The sequence below is a fragment of the Collimonas fungivorans genome (assembly GCF_028292705.1).
GTDB lineage: Bacteria > Pseudomonadota > Gammaproteobacteria > Burkholderiales > Burkholderiaceae_D > Collimonas > Collimonas fungivorans_B.
In genome coordinates this window covers 1-18656 of record NZ_JAQGLV010000277.1, presented here as the reverse complement: position 1 = coordinate 18656, position 18656 = coordinate 1, and the positions used below count along the sequence as shown (strand labels likewise).

Here is an 18656-nt window from a genome sequence, read left to right as displayed (position 1 = left end):
AGCGCGGCACCGCCTCGGCGATTTTCAATTCCTCGCAATATTTCGCCACCGTCTTGTTCGCCCCCCTGATGGCCTGGATCACGCATGCTTACGGCTGGTCGGAGACGTTCGTGGTCATGGGCGCGGCAGGGCTGGTGCTGAGCATGGTCTGGATGCGGATGATGCACAGTCCGAAAGACCATCCGCGCATGACGCCGGCGGAGCTGGCGCATATCCGCGACGGCGGCGGCCTGGTCGACATGGACCAAGGCCTGGGACAAGCGGCAGGCAAGGGGCCGCAGGTAAACCGCGGCGTCAAGCTCGGCTATCTCAAGCAGCTGCTCAGCAACCGCATGCTGGCCGGCGTCTACCTCGGCCAGTACTGCATCAATACCATCACCTATTTTTTCCTGACCTGGTTTCCGATCTATCTGGTGCAGGAGCGCGGCATGTCGATCCTGAAAGCCGGCATCGTGGCGTCGCTGCCGGCGATCTGCGGTTTCCTGGGCGGGGTGCTGGGCGGCCTGATTTCTGACCGACTGATCAAGCGCGGTTTTTCGCTGACCTGGGCGCGCAAGATTCCTATCGTCGCCGGCCTGCTGCTGTCGACCACCATGATCTTGTGCAATTACGTCGATACCCAGTGGATGGTGGTCGGCATCATGGCGCTGGCGTTTTTCGGCAAGGGTGTCGGCGCCCTCGGTTGGGCAGTGGTGGCGGATACCTCGCCGAAAGAAATCATCGGCCTCACCGGCAGCCTGTTCAACATGTTCGGCAATATCGCCGGCATCACGGCGCCGATCGTGATCGGCTATATCATCAAGCAGACCGGCTCCTTCGAGTGGGCGCTGATGTACGTCGGCGCCAATGCCTTGCTGGCCGTGATCAGCTACCTGGTGATCGTGAAAGACATCAAGCGCGTCGAGCTCAAGCCGCTGGACGACGCAGGGCAGCCAAAATTATCCGGAGTCGCACCATGAGCAAGGCCGCAACAGACAACAATACGCCGCTGTACATCCGCATGCAGGAGCAAGACAACGTCGCCATCGTCGCCAACGACGGCGGCTTGCCGGCCGGTTCGGTATTTCCCTGCGGGCTGGTGCTGCGCGACAAGGTGCCGCAAGGCCACAAGGTTGCATTGAGCGAGATTGCCGAAGGCGAGGCGATCGTGCGCTACGGCGTGGTGATCGGCTATGCGCAGCGGCCGATCGCGCAGGGCAGCTGGATCGAAGAATCGCTGGTCAGGATGCCGCCGGCGCGGGAGCTGAGCAACCTGCCGATCGCCACCCGCACGCCGGCAGCGGCAGCGCCGCTGGAAGGTTACACCTTCGAAGGCTACCGCAACGCCGACGGCACGGTCGGCACCCGCAATATCCTGGCGATCAGCACCACGGTGCAATGCGTGTCCGGCGTGGTGGAGCATGCGGTCAAGCGCATCAAGGCCGAGCTGCTGCCCCGTTATCCGCATGTCGACGATGTCATAGGCCTGGAGCACACCTATGGCTGCGGCGTGGCGATCGATGCGCCGGGCGCCGAGATTCCGATCCGCACCCTGCGCAACATCAGCATGAACCCGAATTTCGGCGGCCAGGCGATGGTGGTCAGCCTGGGTTGCGAAAAACTGCAGCCGGGCCGCCTGTTTCCGCAAGGTTCGATCCCCATCCAAAGCACCGGCGGCAAGGAAGACGGCTTGCGCGTGGTGTGCCTGCAAGATGCCGAACATGTCGGTTTCGAGTCGATGATCGTGTCCATCATGGCCACGGCAAAAGAACAACTGGCTGAACTGGACAAGCGGCGCCGCGTTAGCTGCCCGGCGTCGGAGCTGGTGGTCGGCGTCCAATGCGGCGGCAGCGACGCTTTCTCGGGCGTGACCGCGAATCCGGCGGTAGGCTTCGCCAGCGACCTGCTGGTGCGCGCCGGCGCCGCCGTGATGTTTTCCGAAACCACTGAAGTACGCGACGGCATCGACCAGCTGACTGCGCGCGCCGCCAGCGCCGAGGTGGCGCAAGCCATGATCCGCGAGATGGCCTGGTACGACGATTACCTGACCCGCGGCGGCGTCGACCGCAGCGCCAACACCACGCCCGGCAACAAGAAGGGCGGCCTGGCCAACATCGTCGAAAAGGCCATGGGTTCTATCGTCAAATCCGGCAGCAGCGTGATTTCCGGCGTGTTGTCGCCAGGCGACAAACTGAAGCAGAAGGGTTTGATCTACGCTGCCACGCCCGCCAGCGATTTTGTCTGCGGCACCTTGCAGCTGGCGGCCGGCATGAATCTGCATGTATTCACCACCGGCCGCGGCACGCCCTACGGTCTGGCCGCGGTGCCGGTGATCAAGGTCGCCACCCGCAACGACCTGGCGCGGCGCTGGCACGACCTGATGGATATCAACGCCGGCCGCATCGCCAGCGGCGAAGCCAGCATCGAAGACGTCGGCTGGGAACTGTTCCACCTGATGCTGGATGTCGCCAGCGGCCGCAAGCAGACCTGGGCCGAGCATCACAAACTGCACAATGCCTTGACGCTGTTCAATCCGGCGCCGATCACCTGACAGGATAAAATGCATCAACATTTCGGCCGGCTGTGTCTTTCCCTGGGGTTCATGATGATGAACGTTTCGGCTATGGCCTCGGCCAAAACCATGGTGTACGTATCGAACGCCGACAGCCGTGATATTTATGTCATGGAGCTGAGCCAGTCGGACGGCAGCGCCAGCCTGGTGGAGAAGGTAGCGACCGGCGGCACGGTCATGCCGCTGGCGGTCAGCCCCGACCGTCGCTTCCTGTACGCCTCCTTGCGTTCGCTGCCGTATTCAGTCAGCAGTTTCGCCATCGACCGCCAGAGCGGCAAGCTGAGCCTGTTGTCGACGGTGCCGCTGGCCGACAACATGGCTAACCTGGCGACCGACAAGACGGGCCGTTTCTTGCTGGCGGCGTCCTACACCGGCAACAAGATTTCCGTCAACCCGATTGCCGCCAAGGGCGATGTCGGGGCGCAGCCGCTGGCCGTGATTCCGACCCGTGAAAAAGCCCACGCGATAGCGACTGACCCTGCCAATACCCACCTGTTCGCCAGCAGCCTGGGCGGCGACGTCATCCTGCAATATCGCTTCGATGCAAGCAGCGGCCAGGTCACGCCTAACGTTCCGCCGTATGTGGAAACCAGGCAGGGCGCCGGTCCTCGCCATTTCGTGTTCGACCGCCGCGCCCGTTTTGTCTACGGCACCAACGAGCTGGACGGCAGCCTCAATACTTATCGCTACGATGCCGGCAGCGGCGCCCTGACATTGCAGGCTTCGGTTTCCCTGCGGCCCAAGGATTTCCAGGGCGCGGCGCTGGCGCCGGCCGACCTGCACCTGACGCCCGACGGCCGTTTCCTGTACGCCTCGGAGCGCACCTCCAGCACGCTTGCCGGGTTTGCTGTCGATCCTGACAGCGGCGCATTGACCCTGATCGGCACATTTCCTACCGAGACCCAGCCGCGCGGTTTCAATATCGATCCCGGCGGCCGCTACCTGCTGGCGGTCGGCCAGAAATCGAACTGCATGAGCAGCTACGCCATCGACCAGAACAGCGGCGCCCTGCGTTTGCTGCACCAGTACGACATGGGGGCAAATCCCAACTGGGTCGAGATCGTCGACCTGCCATAGCCGGTGCGGCTGCCAGGGCCGCGACGGCCGCCCGTCAATGCATCTGGAACATGCGGCCGGCCCGCCGCGCCGCTGCCGCCAGGTACAGCGGCGACGGCGCGCGCAGGTTTTCGCAATAGCAGGTGTAGACCATCTTGATCACATGGTCGTCGTCGGAAGCGATGGTGGTGGTGAACAGGTCCTGCCAGGTGTCGGGGCTGTCGGCCAGGGTTTCCTCGTCATCGAGTACCGCATTCGATGTTGCCAGGGGAGGCGCGCCTATCGACACATATGCAGCGCAAAGCGCCACCCACAACTCCGGCAGCAGGCGCTGGACCAGCGCTGCCGGCAAATGGGACAGCACCCGGCGCGCCGCATGCAGGCCGGTGACGATATGCAGGGCCGTGAAATTATTGGTCTGCCAGTACAAGGAAATTGCCGCCCGCGCCATGTCGTCCAGCAGCTGCGGCTGCGCCGGCGCGGCCGGCAGCACCGCGTAAAACAACGGGTAATCGGCTACCGCCCGCAGGCGCGCGACAATCATGCCGCCGGTGAATACCGTGCCATGCAACGCCCGCGACAAAATCGCCAGGCCTTGGTTTACCGAAGCCGCCGGCGCGCGCCGGTGCGATCCGGTGTCGATATGCAGGTTGCCGCAGACCAGCGCCGCCAGCCCGGCGGCGATTTCGCTGAGATGCTGCGCTTCCAGACCGTAGGCAAGCCGGATCAGGGCATGGAACGCGCCGCTGGCCGGTGCAAACGGTATCTTGCCCAGCACTTGTTCGAGCACGGCATCGGCGCCTGCGCTCCAGATCCACTCCTCAAAATACTCGCGCAGCGCGGGAAAGGCGTTGGTGTCGCCGATGCAGGCCAGCCATGTTTCGCGGTTGACCGCGTTAACCGCGGGCCTGGCGGGCACGGTGAAGCGGCGCTCCCACATGTCAAAAAATTCCTGCAGGCGCTCCGGCTGGGCGCCCATGCCGGCCAGGGCGCACAGCGCCATCGGACAATGATTGGTGGTGCCCTTGCCGTCGCTGGCAAAGCGGACGTTGGCGTCGAGCAGGCGGTGCAGGGTTGGTTCGCGTAGTAGTTGATTCATGTGACGGCCCCAAGATCAGTGGTTGACTGGCGCAGTATGCAAGTTCAAGTAAACTTTAAGTCAACAGGAATTTTGCGGCGCGCTTATGCTGCTCTTTTGAAGATGACGCTGGCTTTCAATCCCGACAGGCGCCGGGCCTGGCCCAGCTGTACTTCAGCCTGGTGCAGTTCCGCCACCTGCTTGACGATCGCCAGGCCAAGGCCGCTGCCGGTGGCCTGCGGCACCAGGCAACGGTAGAAGCGGTCGAACACGCGTTCCCGTTCGGCCGGCGGAATGCCCGGCCCGCTGTCTTCGATCTCCAGCAGGATCTCATCTTGCCGGGCGCGGATGGTGACGTCGACCTGGCCGCCGCTGGGGGTGTAGCGCACTGCGTTGTCGATCAGGTTGCGCAGCAGGATGTGCAGATGATGCTCCGATCCCATGATGAGGCCGGCGTCCAGCTGCTCGACGCCGAGATTTATCTTGCGCGTGCAGGCATAGGGGATCAGGTCGATGGTGACCTCGCGGGCAATTTCATGCAGCTGCAGCGGAATGTGCGGATCGTGGATGCCGGCCGACTCCAGGCGCGACACCATCAGCAATTGCTCGACCAGGTGGCTGGTGCGCTTGACGCCGGCCTTCAGGTCCGCCAGCGCGCGGGTTTCGCGCCCGCTGCCCAGCGACTGTTCCACCAGCTGGGTCTGGATCTGCAAGGTAGCCAGTGGGGTGCGCAATTCATGCGAGGCATCGGCGATGAATTTTTTCTGGCCTTCGAGGGCGACGCCCAGGCGCTGCAGCAAGGTGTCGAGCGCATGCGTCAGCGGCCTGATTTCGGCCGGCTGGTCCTGCGTAGCGAGCCGGCCCAGCTTGTCGGGAGTGCGCTTGGCCAGCTCCTGCGACAGGCGGGTCAGCGATTGCAGGCCGGTGCCGACGCTCCAGTGGATGAGCAGGGCCATGATCAGCAAGAAAATCAGCAGCGGTATCAGCGAACGCAGTGCGTGCTCGATGGCGATATTACGCCTGCCGGTCAGTGATTGCGCTACCTGGATCAGGTTGCGGTCGGTCTTGCGGATGAACAGTTTCCACTCGCTGCCGCGCCATTTTGTTTCACTGAAACCCAGGGTTGAAAATCGCGGCAGGACGATGGCCGGATGGGAGCTGTAGCTGAGCTTGCCGTTTTGATCCCAGATCTGCAGGATGCTGTCGTCGCCGTCGTATTTCAGCGCCGGGCCGCTGGTTTCCAGGTCGCTGCCGCTGAAATGCACCGGGATGGCGGATGCAATCTGACTCATCTGGTCGTCGTAGATGTCGGCCAGCAGGGCGCGGTCGATCAGGTAGTCGGCCAGCACAAAACATGCGCCCAGGACTGTCAGCCCGGACAGCAGCCAGAACAGCAGGCGGTTCCTAATTGACACACGAGTTCTCTTCGCCGGCGAGCATATAACCCAGGCCGCGGATGTTGCGGATCACGCCCGGGGACAGTTTTTTCCGCAGCGCGTGGATATGCACCTCGATGGTATTGCTCTCCACCTCATCGTTCCAGCCATATACCTTGTCGACCAGCTGCGCGCGCGACAGCACTGCACCCGGTTTCTCGATCAATGCCGCCAGCACCATCAGCTCGCGGCTGCTCAAGGCGATGTTTTTCCCCTTGTAGGCGACGGTATTGCTGGCCGGGTCGAAATGGATGTCGCCGTGCGTCAGCAGCGGGCTGGTGCGGCCGCCGCTACGGCGCAGCAAGGCGCGCACGCGCGCCGCCAGTTCATCGAGGTCGAACGGTTTGCTCAGGTAATCGTCGGCGCCGGCGTCCAGTCCTTCGATCCGGTTCAGCACGCGGTCGCTGGCCGAGAGGATGATTACCGGCGTGCCGTTGCTGTCGGAGCGCATTTTTTTCAGCACTTCCAGTCCTGATTTGCGCGGCAGGCCCAGGTCCAGCAGCACTGCGGAATAAGTCTCGGCAGCCAGCGCGGCTTCGGCGGCAATCCCGTCCTGGGTCCAGTCGACGGTGAACCCATAGGGATAGAACCCTGTGCGGATGCTGTTGCCCAGCATGTAGTCGTCTTCAATCAGAAGTAAGCGCATCGGATCCGCCTTGGTCGACCTTTGAAGATAGCAGCCGATTGTGACCAGCGCATGAAATATGCCGTCGATTGACGTAAATCAGACAGATTCCGCACAGCTCATTTTCGCTTAATTTTCAAGGCTTATGCTTCGCCCCGAACTACGGCTAACGGCTCCATGCATGCCATACGCCGGATATTTTCTTCCGATTTTTTTGCCGCAACGATTCTAAAAAGGAAACATCGAAATGAAGCGCCCCAGTTTGAAACCAGGCACCCGGCAGGTCTTGTACGCATTAGTCTGCATGGCTGCGCCGATGATGGCCGGCGCACAGCAAGTCGCCGCTGCCGGCGATGGCGGCGCCGACGGCGATACCGGCATCGTGGAAATTACCGGCAAGGCGGTTACCGCAGCCAAGACCGCGCTGTCGCAGGGTTCACTGGCGGCGCGTTCGGCGCAATCGATAGTGAGCGATGAATTCATCCGCAACCTGACTTCGCCGGTGGCCGATTTCAGCCAGGTGCTGCAGATGACGCCAGGCATGTACAGCTACAGCCCGAACGGCGTCGGCCTGGGCGACACCAAGACGTTCTTCCGCGGCTTTGCCGACGGCGACTATACGGTCAGCTTCGACGGCATCCCGTTCCAGGACACCAACAGTCCGTCGCATCACACCTGGGCATTTTTCCCCAGCCAGTTCCTGGGCGGCGCGGTGATCGACCGCAGCCCTGGATCGGCCGCCACCATCGGCCCGGCCAACTTTGGCGGTTCGGTCAACCTGCTGTCGCGCAACCTGGAACCGGAGCAGCGCATCGGCGTGTTCGATTCCTACGGTTCGTTCAACACCAAGATCTACGGCGCGGAATTTGAAAGCGGCCAGTTCGGCGCCGACGGCGCTTCCAACCTGCTGGTCAATGCGCACCAGATGACATCGGACGGCTACCAGAGCTACAACAAGCAGACCCGCGACGCGGTTTCGCTCAAGTATCAATATGCGTTCACCAAAGACACGGCGCTGACCTTGTTCGGCTCTTACATCGACCTGAAAGCCAATACCCCGAACACCAAGGGCCCGACGCGGGCCCAGGTCGCGCAGTTCGGCGACGACTACCTACTCAGCAACGACCCCAAGCAAGCCAACTACTGGGGCTACAATTTCTACCATGTGACTTCGGATTTCGAATACGCCGGCCTCACTTCCAACCTGGGCGGCGGCTGGAAGCTGGACGACAAGCTCTACACCTATGCCTATCACAACCAGCAGAACTACAACGGCAGCACCATCACCGCCACCAGCGCCACCGACAAGCTCAACAGCTACCGCACCTACGGCAACCTGCTGCGGCTGAGCCAGGAATCCGCTTTCGGCATCCTGCGCACCGGCCTGTGGGCGGAAAACGCCGACACCAACCGCTACCAGATCCCGTCCGATCCGCGTACCTGGGTCGATGCGGCGCTGCCGAATTTCCACGAACGTTTCAAGACCACTACCTTGCAGCCTTTCGTCGAATACGAATTCCAGGTCGCCAAGGACCTGAAAATCACGCCGGGCGTGAAGTATTCGTCGTACCGGCAGGACCTGACCCAGTATGCCGATAACGGCAAGACCGTCGGCAACCTGGGCGGCCAGCCGAGCGTCCAGCACGCAGTCACCTACAACACGGTGCTGCCTTCGATCGACGTGCATTACATGCTGCAGCCGAACTGGTCGATCTACGGCCAGTACGCCGCCGGCGATGAAATTCCGCCGAGCAGCGTGTTCGATGTCAAGAACGCCAACGTCACGGCCTTGCCGTCGTCGATCAAGAGCAAGACGTTCCAGGTCGGTTCGGTCTGGAAATCGGATAGCTTCACGTTCGACGTCGATGCCTATCACATCAAGTTCGACAACGCGTATTCGTCGTTCACCGACAATGCCGGCAATACCACCTTCTTCGCCAACGGCAGCTCTACCACCCAGGGCATCGAAGCGGAAGGCAACGTGGTGCTGGGCGCCGGTTTCAGCCTGTACGCCAACGCCACCTACGGCAGCGCCAAGTTCGCCAGCGGCCAATGGGTGGCCGGCGCCCCCAGCGACACCGAAACGCTGGGCCTGAACTACAACCGCGGCGGCTGGGATATCGGCTGGCTCAACAAGCGGGTCGGCACCATGTACAACGACAACGGCAGCGTGCACCAGGCGGTCAAGATCAGCCCGTTCACCATCTCCAACCTGTTCGTCAACTACACGATCAAGCGCCCGGCGCAATTCGTCAAGCAGGCCAAGATCCAGTTCGGCATCAATAACCTGTTCGACAAGCACAGCATAGTCGGCGTCAACCCGGCCAGCACGAATACCTCGGCGCCGGCGCCCGGCGATGCGCTGACGCTGCTGCCGGCGCGCAGCCTGTCGCTGGCGCTGAACCTGGATTTTTAAGCAACGAGCGGGGAGCGCCGCTCCCTGCCTTTTTTATTTGAAAGTGCCGTTCATGCGTAAACTCATTGCCTCAATACTGCTCATGTCTTTCGTCGCCTGCAGTGCATCGGTGCTGGCGCGCGAGGAAAATCCATTCATCACGTCGAAGGAAATCGACCTGGTCAAGCTGCTGCCGCCGCCGCCCGCCAACGATTCCCCGCAAACCAAGGCCGAGCTCAGCGAAATCCTCGCCCTGCAAGCCGCGCGCACGCCGGCAATGGTGGCGCGCTCGCAAGCCGACGCCACGGAAGACATCTGGCGTTTTGCCGACGTGATGGGAGTAAAGTTCAAGCGCGACCAGCTGCCGCTGTTTGCTCAGTTCTTCCAGCGCGTGGTTGATTCGGAAGGCGCCGTGGTCGACACCTACAAGGACATCTGGAAGCGTTCGCGGCCATTCATGTATAGCGACCTGGTCAAGCCGGTGGTCAAATTGTCGCGCTCCGGCGCCTACCCGTCCGGCCACGCCACGGCCGGCACGCTGATGGGCATCGTCTTGTCCAACATGGTGCCGGAAAAACGCGCCGAGATCATGGCGCGCGCCGCCGAATACGCCAACAACCGCATCATCGGCGGCGTGCACTACCGTTCCGACATCGAAACCGGTCGCATCACAGGCACGGTGATCGCCGCCAGGCTGCAGACCCGGGATGACTTCAAAACCGCATTCGACGCTGCAAAGAAGGAGTTGCGCGGGGTGCTGGAACTGGGGCCGGATCCGGCTGACAGCATGTGAACCAGGTCGAGACATGGTGTTTTGAATAGGCCAGCCTTGGAGCTGGCTTTTTTTTAGCCGTCGTTTATACAATCCGCCTACATTTTTACGACATCTTTATACGCGTTTCCCTAGACTGGTCTCATCAGAGACAGCAGGCGGGCCTTATCATGATCATCACGATTTTCAGCGAAGACGAATTTGCCAAACGTTCAATCATCGCACTCAACCTGGCTGCGCATTGCGCACAGAGCCAGCGCAGGGTGCTGCTGGCTGACGCCACGTCGCTGCAGTATGCATTGGGCTGGAATACTCGGCGCCGGGCTGCCGGCGCAAAGCAGAAGATTACTGTGCGTGGCAGCGTAGACCTGGAGTCGGACCTGGAAAATCCGGCATCCTACTATCGGGTGCATTATCCAGAAACGGTGGTCGATGCGGATGGCAGCGACGCTCGCAACACCAATGCGGCACTGGTCGTCACCGATGTGCTGGTGATTCCGGTCCATTCTCGCCAGGATTGTAACCGGCAGGCGCTGATCGAGCGCATCGAAGCTGCGCGGCTGTTCAATCCCGCGTTGCGCATACTGGTGGTCGAAGTCCAGTCCATCAGCGCGTTTGGCGCTGGCGCCAACACGGAAACCAGTCCGGCACAGGCCCTGGCAAAGGAAATTCTGACTGCAACGCTAGCCGAGACGGTAATCCACGAGTGGATAGATGATCGCCGCATCTTCGATCGAGGTTTAAGCGTATTCGAGGCGAGCCCACGTAACGAACGAGCCGTTGCCGAGATCGAGGATCTTTACCTGGAAATCGCGCAAGCCAGGAGCCAGCCGGTTGAGCAGGCAGCTAACAGCCTCGCTATCTTGCACGCCTTGCAGAGGCGGACTCAGGAAAAGGAACTGTGCCATGTCGGCATTGACGTACTTCAACCGCAACCCGGCCGCATAGATAGTGCGGGCTAAAGCGGCAGCATCTGCTCCGCGCATCATTAATTAGGGTCAGAGTCGAATTTTTTAAACGGTAATTCGACTCTGACCCTAATTGATTGCTGCTAGGCCGGTTCCATGTCGAAATGGCCGAGATAATCCAGTTTGCCTACGGCCACTCCCTTGTTTCGCAAGATGGCGTGTGCGGTGGCTATGTGAAAGAAAAAATTCGGCACGGTAAACGTGAGCAGGTAGGCATCGCCCTGCATGGTGGTTTTTAACTTGCCGAAAACCAGGGTGACCGGACGCGTCTCGCTTCCATGCAAATCCTCTGGCCGCACACTTTCCAGAAACGCGATCGTCTTCGCTATCCGCGCCTGCAACTCCGCAATGGTCGTCTCGTTGTCTTCAAAGCGTGGTGCTTCGACTGCCGACAAACGGCCGATTGCATTCTTCGAGGTGTCGCTGGCGCGCTGGATCTGCCCGGCCAGCGACAGCATGTCCGGCGCCAGTTTTGCGTTGACCATCTCGGCAGGGTCGATATTGCCGGCTTTGGCATGGGCCTCCGCCTTCTCCAGATAGCCCGCAAGCACACCCAGGCCGCGCACGAACACTGGAACAGAAATTTGATACATCGATAAGGACTGCATGTCAGGCTCCAAAAAGGATGGGCTTCAAGCCGGGACCATCATCCTATCCGTTTTGGAGCAGCGCTGCATTCCAGGGTTATCCATGCCGGGAGTAAAAAAAAAGACAGGCCAGCGCCTGTCTTTTTTTCATGCATCGATCAGGTCATTTTCCCTTGGCCGGCTGCTGCACCGCGAATTTCGTATTCGCCTTGAGCAGGTCCGATTCGTCGCCGAGGATTTGCGCTGCTTCATTCAGCAATACGTCCTTGGCGTTCTTTTGCGCCTTTTCAGCTGCCAGGTCCGCGCTCAAGCTGCGTTCGTTGGCTTGCAGGCCGTCGTCCTGGCGGTTGAGGTCGGCTGCGTCGGCAGCATCCTTGTCTTTGCCGTCGCCGCCGTCGCCAGCCTTGCCGCGCGCCTTCAGGCGAGCTTCCTGCTGGGTCATTTCAGTGCGCCGGTCGGTTTCGTTAAGCGAGATGACACGTTTCTTGCGCAGCGTATTCACCTCGGTCACGTCTTCCAGGAAACGCTGGAAGTCCTTGTCCTTTTCGATGCGCGCATCGTGCCGGCTCTGGAGCTGCGGCAGCAGGCCCTTTACGTCGCCGACCGGGGTGTAGTCGGCTGCCTTCACCTGCGACCATGGCAAGGCGTTGTCGTAGCTCGATTCGCCAAAACTCTCAGGATCGGAGAAACCCGGCAGGCTGACGTCCGGAGTCACGCCGCGCAGCTGGGTAGTGCCGCCGTTGATGCGGAAAAACTGGGCGATGGTCATCTTCAGTTCGCCGAATTTCGGCTTGTCGTTGTGCGACAGCTCGTCAAGGTTGACCATGGTCTGCACCGTGCCTTTGCCGAAACTGCCTTCGCCGACGATGATGCCGCGGCCATAATCCTGGATCGCCGCCGCGAAGATTTCCGAGGCAGAGGCCGAACCGCGGTTGATCAGCACGGCCAGCGGACCGGTCCAGGCCGGTGTAGGAATATCGTCGCCCTCCACGTTGACGTCGCCGCGCGCATTGCGCTGCTGCACGATCGGGCCCTTGCCGACGAACAGTCCGGTCAGGTCCACCGCTTCGGTCAGCGAGCCGCCGCCGTTATTGCGCAAATCCATCAGGACACTGTCGACTTTCTCTTTTTTCAGTTCGGCCAGGAGCGCCGCCACATCGCGGCTGGCGCTGCGGAAATTCTTGTCGCCCTTGCGCCGTCCTTCGAAATCCTCATAGAACGCAGGCAAGGTAATCACGCCGACCTTGCGCGTGGTGTCGCCGCTCTTGATGGTCAAGATGGTTTTCTTGGCGGCTTGCTGCTCCAGGCTGATCTTGTTGCGCACCAGGCTGATCAGCTTGTGCTTGCCATCCGGACCGGCATCGGCCGGCAAGATGTCCAGCCGCACTATCGTGTCCTTGGCGCCGCGGATCTGCTTGACCACGTCGTCGATGCGGGTGCCGACCACGTCGACCACGGCGCCCTTGTCGCCTTGTGCGACGCCGACGATGCGGTCGCCGACCGCAAGCTTGCCGGACAATTGCGCCGGGCCGCCCGCCACCAGTTCGCGGATGGTGGTGTATTCGTCTCTTTCCTGCAGCACCGCGCCGATGCCGACCAGGGAAAGCTTCATCGATATATCGAAATCGGCCGCCGCGCTGGTGCCCAGGTAATCGGTATGCGGTTCAATCGAGGTCGCATAGGCGTTCATGAAAATCTGGAAGACGTCGTCGCTTTTATACTTGTAGGCGCGCGCCAGGGAATTTTCGTAACGCTTGCTGAGCGTATCGCGGATTGCCTGGTCCTTCTTGCCGGCCAGTTTCAGGCGCAGCCAGTCGTTCTTGACGCGCTTGCGCCACAGGTCGCGGCTCTCTGCCTCGGATTTCGGCCAGGGTTCCTTGTCGCGCACGAAGGCGAAGTCTTCTTTCTGGCTGAAGTCGAAACCCTGCTTGAGCAGTTCGCGCGCATACGTCAGGCGTTCGACGATGCGCTGCTGGTACAGGTTGAAAATGGCAAAGGGGATGCGCAGGTCTTCGCGGTAAATGGCGTCGTCCAGCTTGGTGTTCTCTGCCGTAAACTGATCGATATCGGCCTGCACGAAAAAGAATTTTTCCGGGTCGAGCGACTTGATGTAGCGGTTGATGACCTTGGTCGACAAGGTATCGTCCAGCGGCACCGGCTTGTAATGGAAACGGGTCAGGAATTGCGCGCTCAGGTGCGCCGCCTGCGCTTGCTGCTGCAGCGGCGACAGGACCGGCGGCGACCCGGCTTCCAGCGCGTGGGCGGCGGTCGAAATTGCCAGGATGACACATAACAGACTGTTTTTTAAGCGCATATAACCTTCAATTCAAAGTTCGGTGTTGATTTGAGCGGCAAGGGCATTGTGCTTGCCCGTTACATCAGGAATGGCCGCCGGCAGGCCGGCGTTGTGGCAATTCGACCCGCACGCCGGGCAAGCGTTCAGATTGGGTAATTCTACTTGGCTTTACTTAAGGCTTGCTTAAACAAGGTTTTCCGGGCCGGGCCTGTCGTTAATTTTTCCCGAGGGCAACTGCTTTGGATGCCTGTCCAGCCAGGGTTGTGCGAAATGCCAGGTAGTCGAGGGCGCTGCGTTTTGGCGCTTCCACCATGGGCAAATGGCCTATGCCGGCCATCATCTGCAACTGATTATTGGGAAACAAGGCCTGGAAACTGTATGCCCCGGCCGGATCGAGGATCTGGTCCTGCTGGCCCCAGACGATCAGGCAGGGTGTCGCCAGGGCCGCGTATCGGGTCTCCAGCAGCGGCGATGCGGTCAGTTGCTGCATGATCTTGCTGTGCAGAGGATAGTCGCGCACCGCGCGCCGCGCCAGGGCGGTGCGCACCGACCAGGGCAAAAACGGCGGGCGATGGGTGGTGGTGTGCATCAATTCCGTAAAATCCTGTTCGCTGCGCAGCAGCAGCGGCATTTCGCCGGTCTGCAGGTAACGCTGCAATATGGCCGAGCCTTGCGCCGCCGCGGTCCCCGCCGCATCCAGCAGCCACAGGCTGGCGACCCGCTCGGGAAAGGTGGCGCTGAACTGGGCGGCGATGAAGCCGCCCATGGAGTTGCCGCCCATATGCACTTTGTCCAGGCCCAGCTGGTCGAGGAAGGCGCGCAGGTGCTGCACCTGGTCGGCCATCGTATAACTTGCCGCCGGATCGCGGCTGGCGTCGCCGAAACCGGGCAGGTCGGGACAGATCACCCGGTAGCGCGGCGTCAGGAAGCGGGCGACGCGGGTGAAATTGTCCTTGTCGCCGCCAAAACCGTGGACCAGGACCAGAGTTTCCTGTTGCTCCCGGCCGCCTTGCAGATAGGGCATGCTGAAACCGGGAACCGCTGCGTCGGCCAGGGACAGACCGGAACGCCGGCGTTCCAGTTTCAGCGCCAGGCGCGCGGCCTGGTCTGGCAGCAGCCGGTCGAACAGCAGCAGCGCCAGCAACAGGCAGGCGGCAATAGCGATCAGGGCGCTCATCATGGTCATTTTTCCTCTTGGTTTTTTTGTCTGCGGCTACGCACATTGCATAATTTCACTTGGTCATTTATAAAGTGCACATATGAGCCATGTCAAATATGATAATCCGGCGCCGGACGCCGCTCCCTCGGGCGCGGGACCGGACGTGGAAGTGGCCATCGTCGGCAGCGGCTTCTCCGGGCTTTGCATGGGCATCCGGCTCAGGGAGCAAGGCATCGAGAACTTCGTGATCCTCGAAAAGGACACGGTCTTCGGCGGCACCTGGCGCGTGAACAATTATCCCGGCGCCGCTTGCGACGTTCCCAGCCACCTGTATTCCTTCTCGTTCGCCCAGAACGCCGCGTGGTCGCGGAAATTCCCGCAGCAATCCGAGCTCCTGCGTTATACCGAAAAACTGGTGGAAGACTACGGTTTGCTGCGCTACATCCGGCTGGACACGGCATTGCTCGCAGCCGATTTCGACGAGGAAAACGGTTGCTGGCAACTGCGCAGCAGCAAGGGCAGTTTCTCCGCCAAATCGCTGGTGATTGCTACCGGCGCGCTGTCGCAGCCGGTGATTCCGCAGATCCGCGGCCTGGAAAATTTCCGGGGCCGCGTATTCCATTCCGCCCAGTGGCAGCACGATTACGACCTGGCCGGAAAACGGGTTGCGGTGATCGGCACCGGCGCCAGCGCGATCCAGTTCGTGCCGGAAATCGTCAAGAAAGTGGCGCAGCTGGATCTCTACCAGCGCACGCCGCCCTGGGTCCTGCCGCGCCCAGACCGCACGATCAGCCGGTTCGAACAGCGGCTCCTGCGCCGGGTAAAGCCCTTGCAGTGGCTGTACCGGGGACTCACTTACGTGCTGTATGAAATGCGGCTGGTGGCGTTTGCCAAGCTGCCGTTGCTGCTGCACCTGATCCAGCCCCTGGCGCGGCGCCACATCAGGAAACAGATTCCGCATGACGCCGGACTGCGCAGCAAGGTCACGCCGGATTACGCCCTGGGCTGCAAGCGCATCTTGCTGATGAACGATTATTATCCGGCGCTGGCGCGCAGCAATGTGGCGGTGCTGACCGACGGCATCGCGGAAGTGCGCGCGCACAGCGTGGTCGGCCGCAATGGCGAGGAGCGTGCGGTCGATGCGATCATTTTCGGCACCGGTTTTGATGTGCAGCATACCCTGGGTGCGATCGCAGTACGCGGCCGCGGCGGCAGTTTGCTAAGCGAGGCGGCGGCGCATGGCCTGGAAGCCTACAAAGGCGCGACGCTGGCGGGTTTTCCCAATTATTTCATGATCACCGGGCCAAATACTGGATTGGGGCACAACTCCATGATCTACATGATCGAATCGGGCGTGAACTATGTGGTGCGGGCGATCGCCATGATGCGGCAGCAGGGTTTGCATTCGCTGGAGGTGAAAGCACAGGTGCAAACCGAATACAACCGCGGAATCCAGCGCCGCCTGCGCGGCACCGTCTGGGATTCCGGCTGCCGCAGCTGGTACCTGACCAAGGATGGCAAGAACAACACCCTGTGGCCGGGTTTCAGCTTTGAATACCGGCAGATCACGCGTCGTTTCGATGCGGCGAACTACCTGCTGCTGAAAATCGCGCCGGAAAAAAACTCCACTTGAATCAGGCTATCGGCGCCAGCTGGCTGCGCAGCGTGTCGAATTCGGCGCTCCATTGCTGGCGCCAGCCGTGCCGCGTGGCCGCGTCTATCCAGGCGCCGTCCAGGCCGTTCAGCAAGCATGCACGCAGCGCGTCGAGGTCGAGGCCGAATTGCAGCATCATCAGCCAGGCCTGGGTCGGCGTGACCTGGTGCAAGGTGGGGTCGTCGGTATTCGGATGCACGCGCAGTCCCATCCGCACCATCTCGCGGATCGGATGGTCGAGATGCCAGCGCTCCGGCGCCAGCGCCCGCAGGTAATAGGAATTGGTCGGCACTACCGTGAAAATCACGTCGCGCTCTATGCAGCGCTGCACCAGCTCGGGGTTGTCGACCACAGTATAGCCATGATCGATGCGGTCGACCTTGAGCAGTTCCAGCGCGCTTTCGACATTGACCCAGGGCATGCCGAATTCGCCGGCATGGGCGGTGGTCTTGAAGCCGGCCTGGCGGGCGTCGCGGTAAGCCTTCCAGAACAGTTCCGGCGGCCGGTCGTTTTCACGGTAGTCGATGCCGATGCCGATCACTTCGTCGCGCCGGTGGGCGCACATCCATTCCACCATTTCCACCGCCGCCGCCGGATCGGCTTCGCGGTCTATGCTGGGCAGCAGGCGGCCGACGACGCCGAAGTCGTGCAAGGCGTCGCGGATTGCCGCGACAATCGCGTCTTGTGCGGAAGCGTAACCTATCTGCGAGACGTGCACCGTGCCGGTCGGATTCCAGAAGAATTCGGCGTAGCGCACGCCATGCTGTCCGGCGTCCTGCAGGTATTCATAGGTGATGCGGTGCAGGTCGGCCGGGCTGGCGATCAGGTGGGCATCGAGCGCCCGCAGCACGCGCAGCACGCCGACCGGTTTTTCGCCGCGGGTATAGAAAGCCTCGATTTCCTCGCGGCTGACAGCGTTGCGGGCCTTGGCCGCCAGTTCGATGAAGGTTTGCTTGCGCACCGTGCCGTACAGGTGGCAATGCAGTTCGACCTTGGGGATGGCGCGCAGGAACTGCTCCAGGCGCTGGGCATCGGGGATGTTTACACCGCGCTTGATGTGGCTCATGAGGCAAGCCATCCGGCGCAGCCGATTGAAAACGATAAAAATTTGTTCATGGTGATTCGTTTGTTTCGATTGAAAAATGCCGTGCGCACCGGAGGCGCTGGTTCAGGATATGGCCGGTAGCAAATCTTCCATCAGGTGCTGCATGGCCAGCCAGCCATTGGTGACCATGGCGATCTCGACGTTGGCGGCGGCGCGTTTCGGCACGCGGAATTCGCACACCGTCATGCCGCGCGTGAGGCGGCCGTCCAGTTCGATGTCGACGTGCGCCGGCTTGAACTCGAACAGCTCGGGCCAGCGCAGGTACAGGGCCACCACCGGGTCGTACATCGGCATGGGCACGCTGCCGTCGGCGCTGCGGATACGCAGGTAGCCTTCCAGGTAACCCGCCAGCCATTCGCTGCGCTGCGTGCCTACTTGCCTGAGTTGCGCTACCTCGGCGCTGGTCACGGCAAGCTGGCGGCACAGGTTCAGCCCGAACATGCGCAACGGTACGCCGCTGCGGAATACGACATCGGCGGCTTCCGGATCGGCATAGATATTGAATTCGGCGGCGGCGGTGTGGTTGCCCTGGTCGGTGGAGCCGCCCATCAGGATGATTTCCTTGATTTTCGCTGCGATATCGGGCGCCTGCAACAGGGCCGTCGCGACATTGGTCAGCGGTGCGATCGCCAGCAGCGTAATCTCTCCAGGATGCCGGCGTATCGCCGCGACCAGGGCGTCGCATGCGTGCAGGTTGGGCGCCACCGCGTCGGGCTCCGCTGCAGCCACCGGCGGCAGGCTGGCGCCGGTAGTGCGCATGCCGGTTTCCCCGAGGATGCACTGGGCGGTTTCCTGGCGGCCGTTGAGCGGTTCCGCGCAGCCGCGGTAGATCGGCACCTCCAGACCATAGTGCGCCTTGATGCGCAGCGCATTGTCGTAAGTCACGTCCAATGGCGCGTTGCCGGCGGCGACGCTGACGCCCAGCCATTCCAGCCAGGGATTGACTTCCAGCAGCAGCATGGTCAGCCAGTCGT

15 protein-coding genes are annotated in these 18656 nt (G+C 61.6%); 7 read left to right on the top strand and 8 right to left on the bottom strand.

Annotated features, from left to right (window positions below):
* The 3 genes from JWQ61_RS15575 to JWQ61_RS15565 form a co-directional block, all read left to right on the top strand.
* Positions 1 to 959 (top strand): MFS transporter (locus JWQ61_RS15575; protein ID WP_304361332.1); only part of this gene is annotated, 959 nt, incomplete at its 5' end.
* Positions 956 to 2530, top strand: a complete 1575-nt coding sequence (gene garD / locus JWQ61_RS15570) for a galactarate dehydratase (RefSeq protein WP_304361331.1) — start codon at positions 956 to 958, stop codon at positions 2528 to 2530. The genes JWQ61_RS15575 and garD, both read left to right, overlap by 4 nt.
* Before the next feature lie 9 nt (positions 2531 to 2539).
* Complete coding sequence (locus JWQ61_RS15565; protein WP_304361330.1) at positions 2540 to 3628, top strand: beta-propeller fold lactonase family protein; 1089 nt, start codon at positions 2540 to 2542, stop codon at positions 3626 to 3628.
* Positions 3629 to 3662: 34 nt separating this feature from the next.
* Here JWQ61_RS15565 and JWQ61_RS15560 read toward each other — a convergent pair whose 3' ends face one another.
* From JWQ61_RS15560 to JWQ61_RS15550, 3 genes are all read right to left on the bottom strand, one after another.
* Complete coding sequence (locus JWQ61_RS15560) at positions 3663 to 4706, bottom strand: questin oxidase family protein (protein WP_304361329.1); 1044 nt, start codon at positions 4704 to 4706, stop codon at positions 3663 to 3665.
* Between the two features lie 83 nt (positions 4707 to 4789).
* Positions 4790 to 6100: an ATP-binding protein gene (locus JWQ61_RS15555; protein WP_304361328.1), complete on the bottom strand. Its 1311-nt coding sequence runs from the start codon at positions 6098 to 6100 to the stop codon at positions 4790 to 4792.
* Entirely contained in the window at positions 6090 to 6767 is a 678-nt protein-coding gene (locus JWQ61_RS15550; protein WP_014004234.1) for a response regulator transcription factor, read from the bottom strand. Before JWQ61_RS15550 ends, JWQ61_RS15555 begins: the two co-directional genes overlap by 11 nt.
* Before the next feature lie 226 nt (positions 6768 to 6993).
* Here JWQ61_RS15550 and JWQ61_RS15545 point away from each other — a divergent pair, with 226 nt between their 5' ends.
* The 3 genes from JWQ61_RS15545 to JWQ61_RS15535 all read left to right on the top strand — a co-directional run bounded on the left by JWQ61_RS15545 (position 6994) and on the right by JWQ61_RS15535 (position 10875).
* Entirely contained in the window at positions 6994 to 9162 is a 2169-nt protein-coding gene (locus tag JWQ61_RS15545; protein ID WP_304361327.1) for a TonB-dependent receptor, read from the top strand.
* A 52-nt stretch (positions 9163 to 9214) separates the two neighbouring features.
* On the top strand, positions 9215 to 9934 hold the full coding sequence (locus JWQ61_RS15540; RefSeq protein WP_304361326.1) for a phosphatase PAP2 family protein: 720 nt from the start codon (positions 9215 to 9217) through the stop codon (positions 9932 to 9934).
* A 149-nt stretch (positions 9935 to 10083) separates the two neighbouring features.
* The gene (locus JWQ61_RS15535; RefSeq protein ID WP_304361325.1) at positions 10084 to 10875 is read left to right on the top strand and encodes a hypothetical protein; all 792 of its coding nucleotides are present in this window, start codon (positions 10084 to 10086) and stop codon (positions 10873 to 10875) included.
* 89 nt (positions 10876 to 10964) lie between these two features.
* Here JWQ61_RS15535 and JWQ61_RS15530 read toward each other — a convergent pair whose 3' ends face one another.
* The 3 genes from JWQ61_RS15530 to JWQ61_RS15520 all read right to left on the bottom strand — a co-directional run bounded on the left by JWQ61_RS15530 (position 10965) and on the right by JWQ61_RS15520 (position 14944).
* Positions 10965 to 11489, bottom strand: coding sequence for a DUF1993 family protein (locus JWQ61_RS15530; protein WP_304361324.1), 525 nt, complete (start codon positions 11487 to 11489; stop codon positions 10965 to 10967).
* A gap of 142 nt (positions 11490 to 11631) precedes the next feature.
* A complete protein-coding gene (locus JWQ61_RS15525; RefSeq protein WP_304361323.1) occupies positions 11632 to 13782 on the bottom strand; it encodes a carboxy terminal-processing peptidase in 2151 nt (716 codons plus the stop codon).
* Positions 13783 to 13978: 196 nt separating this feature from the next.
* Positions 13979 to 14944: an alpha/beta fold hydrolase gene (locus tag JWQ61_RS15520; protein WP_304361322.1), complete on the bottom strand. Its 966-nt coding sequence runs from the start codon at positions 14942 to 14944 to the stop codon at positions 13979 to 13981.
* Positions 14945 to 15023: 79 nt separating this feature from the next.
* Between JWQ61_RS15520 and JWQ61_RS15515 the strand changes: the two genes are divergently transcribed.
* The gene (locus JWQ61_RS15515; protein ID WP_304361321.1) at positions 15024 to 16556 is read left to right on the top strand and encodes an NAD(P)/FAD-dependent oxidoreductase; all 1533 of its coding nucleotides are present in this window, start codon (positions 15024 to 15026) and stop codon (positions 16554 to 16556) included.
* Between the two features lies 1 nt (position 16557).
* Here the strand turns inward: JWQ61_RS15515 and JWQ61_RS15510 are convergent, their stop codons facing one another.
* Both JWQ61_RS15510 and JWQ61_RS15505 read right to left on the bottom strand, forming a co-directional pair.
* Positions 16558 to 17643: an adenosine deaminase gene (locus JWQ61_RS15510; RefSeq protein ID WP_304361320.1), complete on the bottom strand. Its 1086-nt coding sequence runs from the start codon at positions 17641 to 17643 to the stop codon at positions 16558 to 16560.
* Between the two features lie 102 nt (positions 17644 to 17745).
* Positions 17746 to 18656, bottom strand: a 911-nt coding sequence (locus tag JWQ61_RS15505) for a nucleoside hydrolase (RefSeq protein ID WP_304361319.1), incomplete at its 5' end; no start/stop codon positions are given.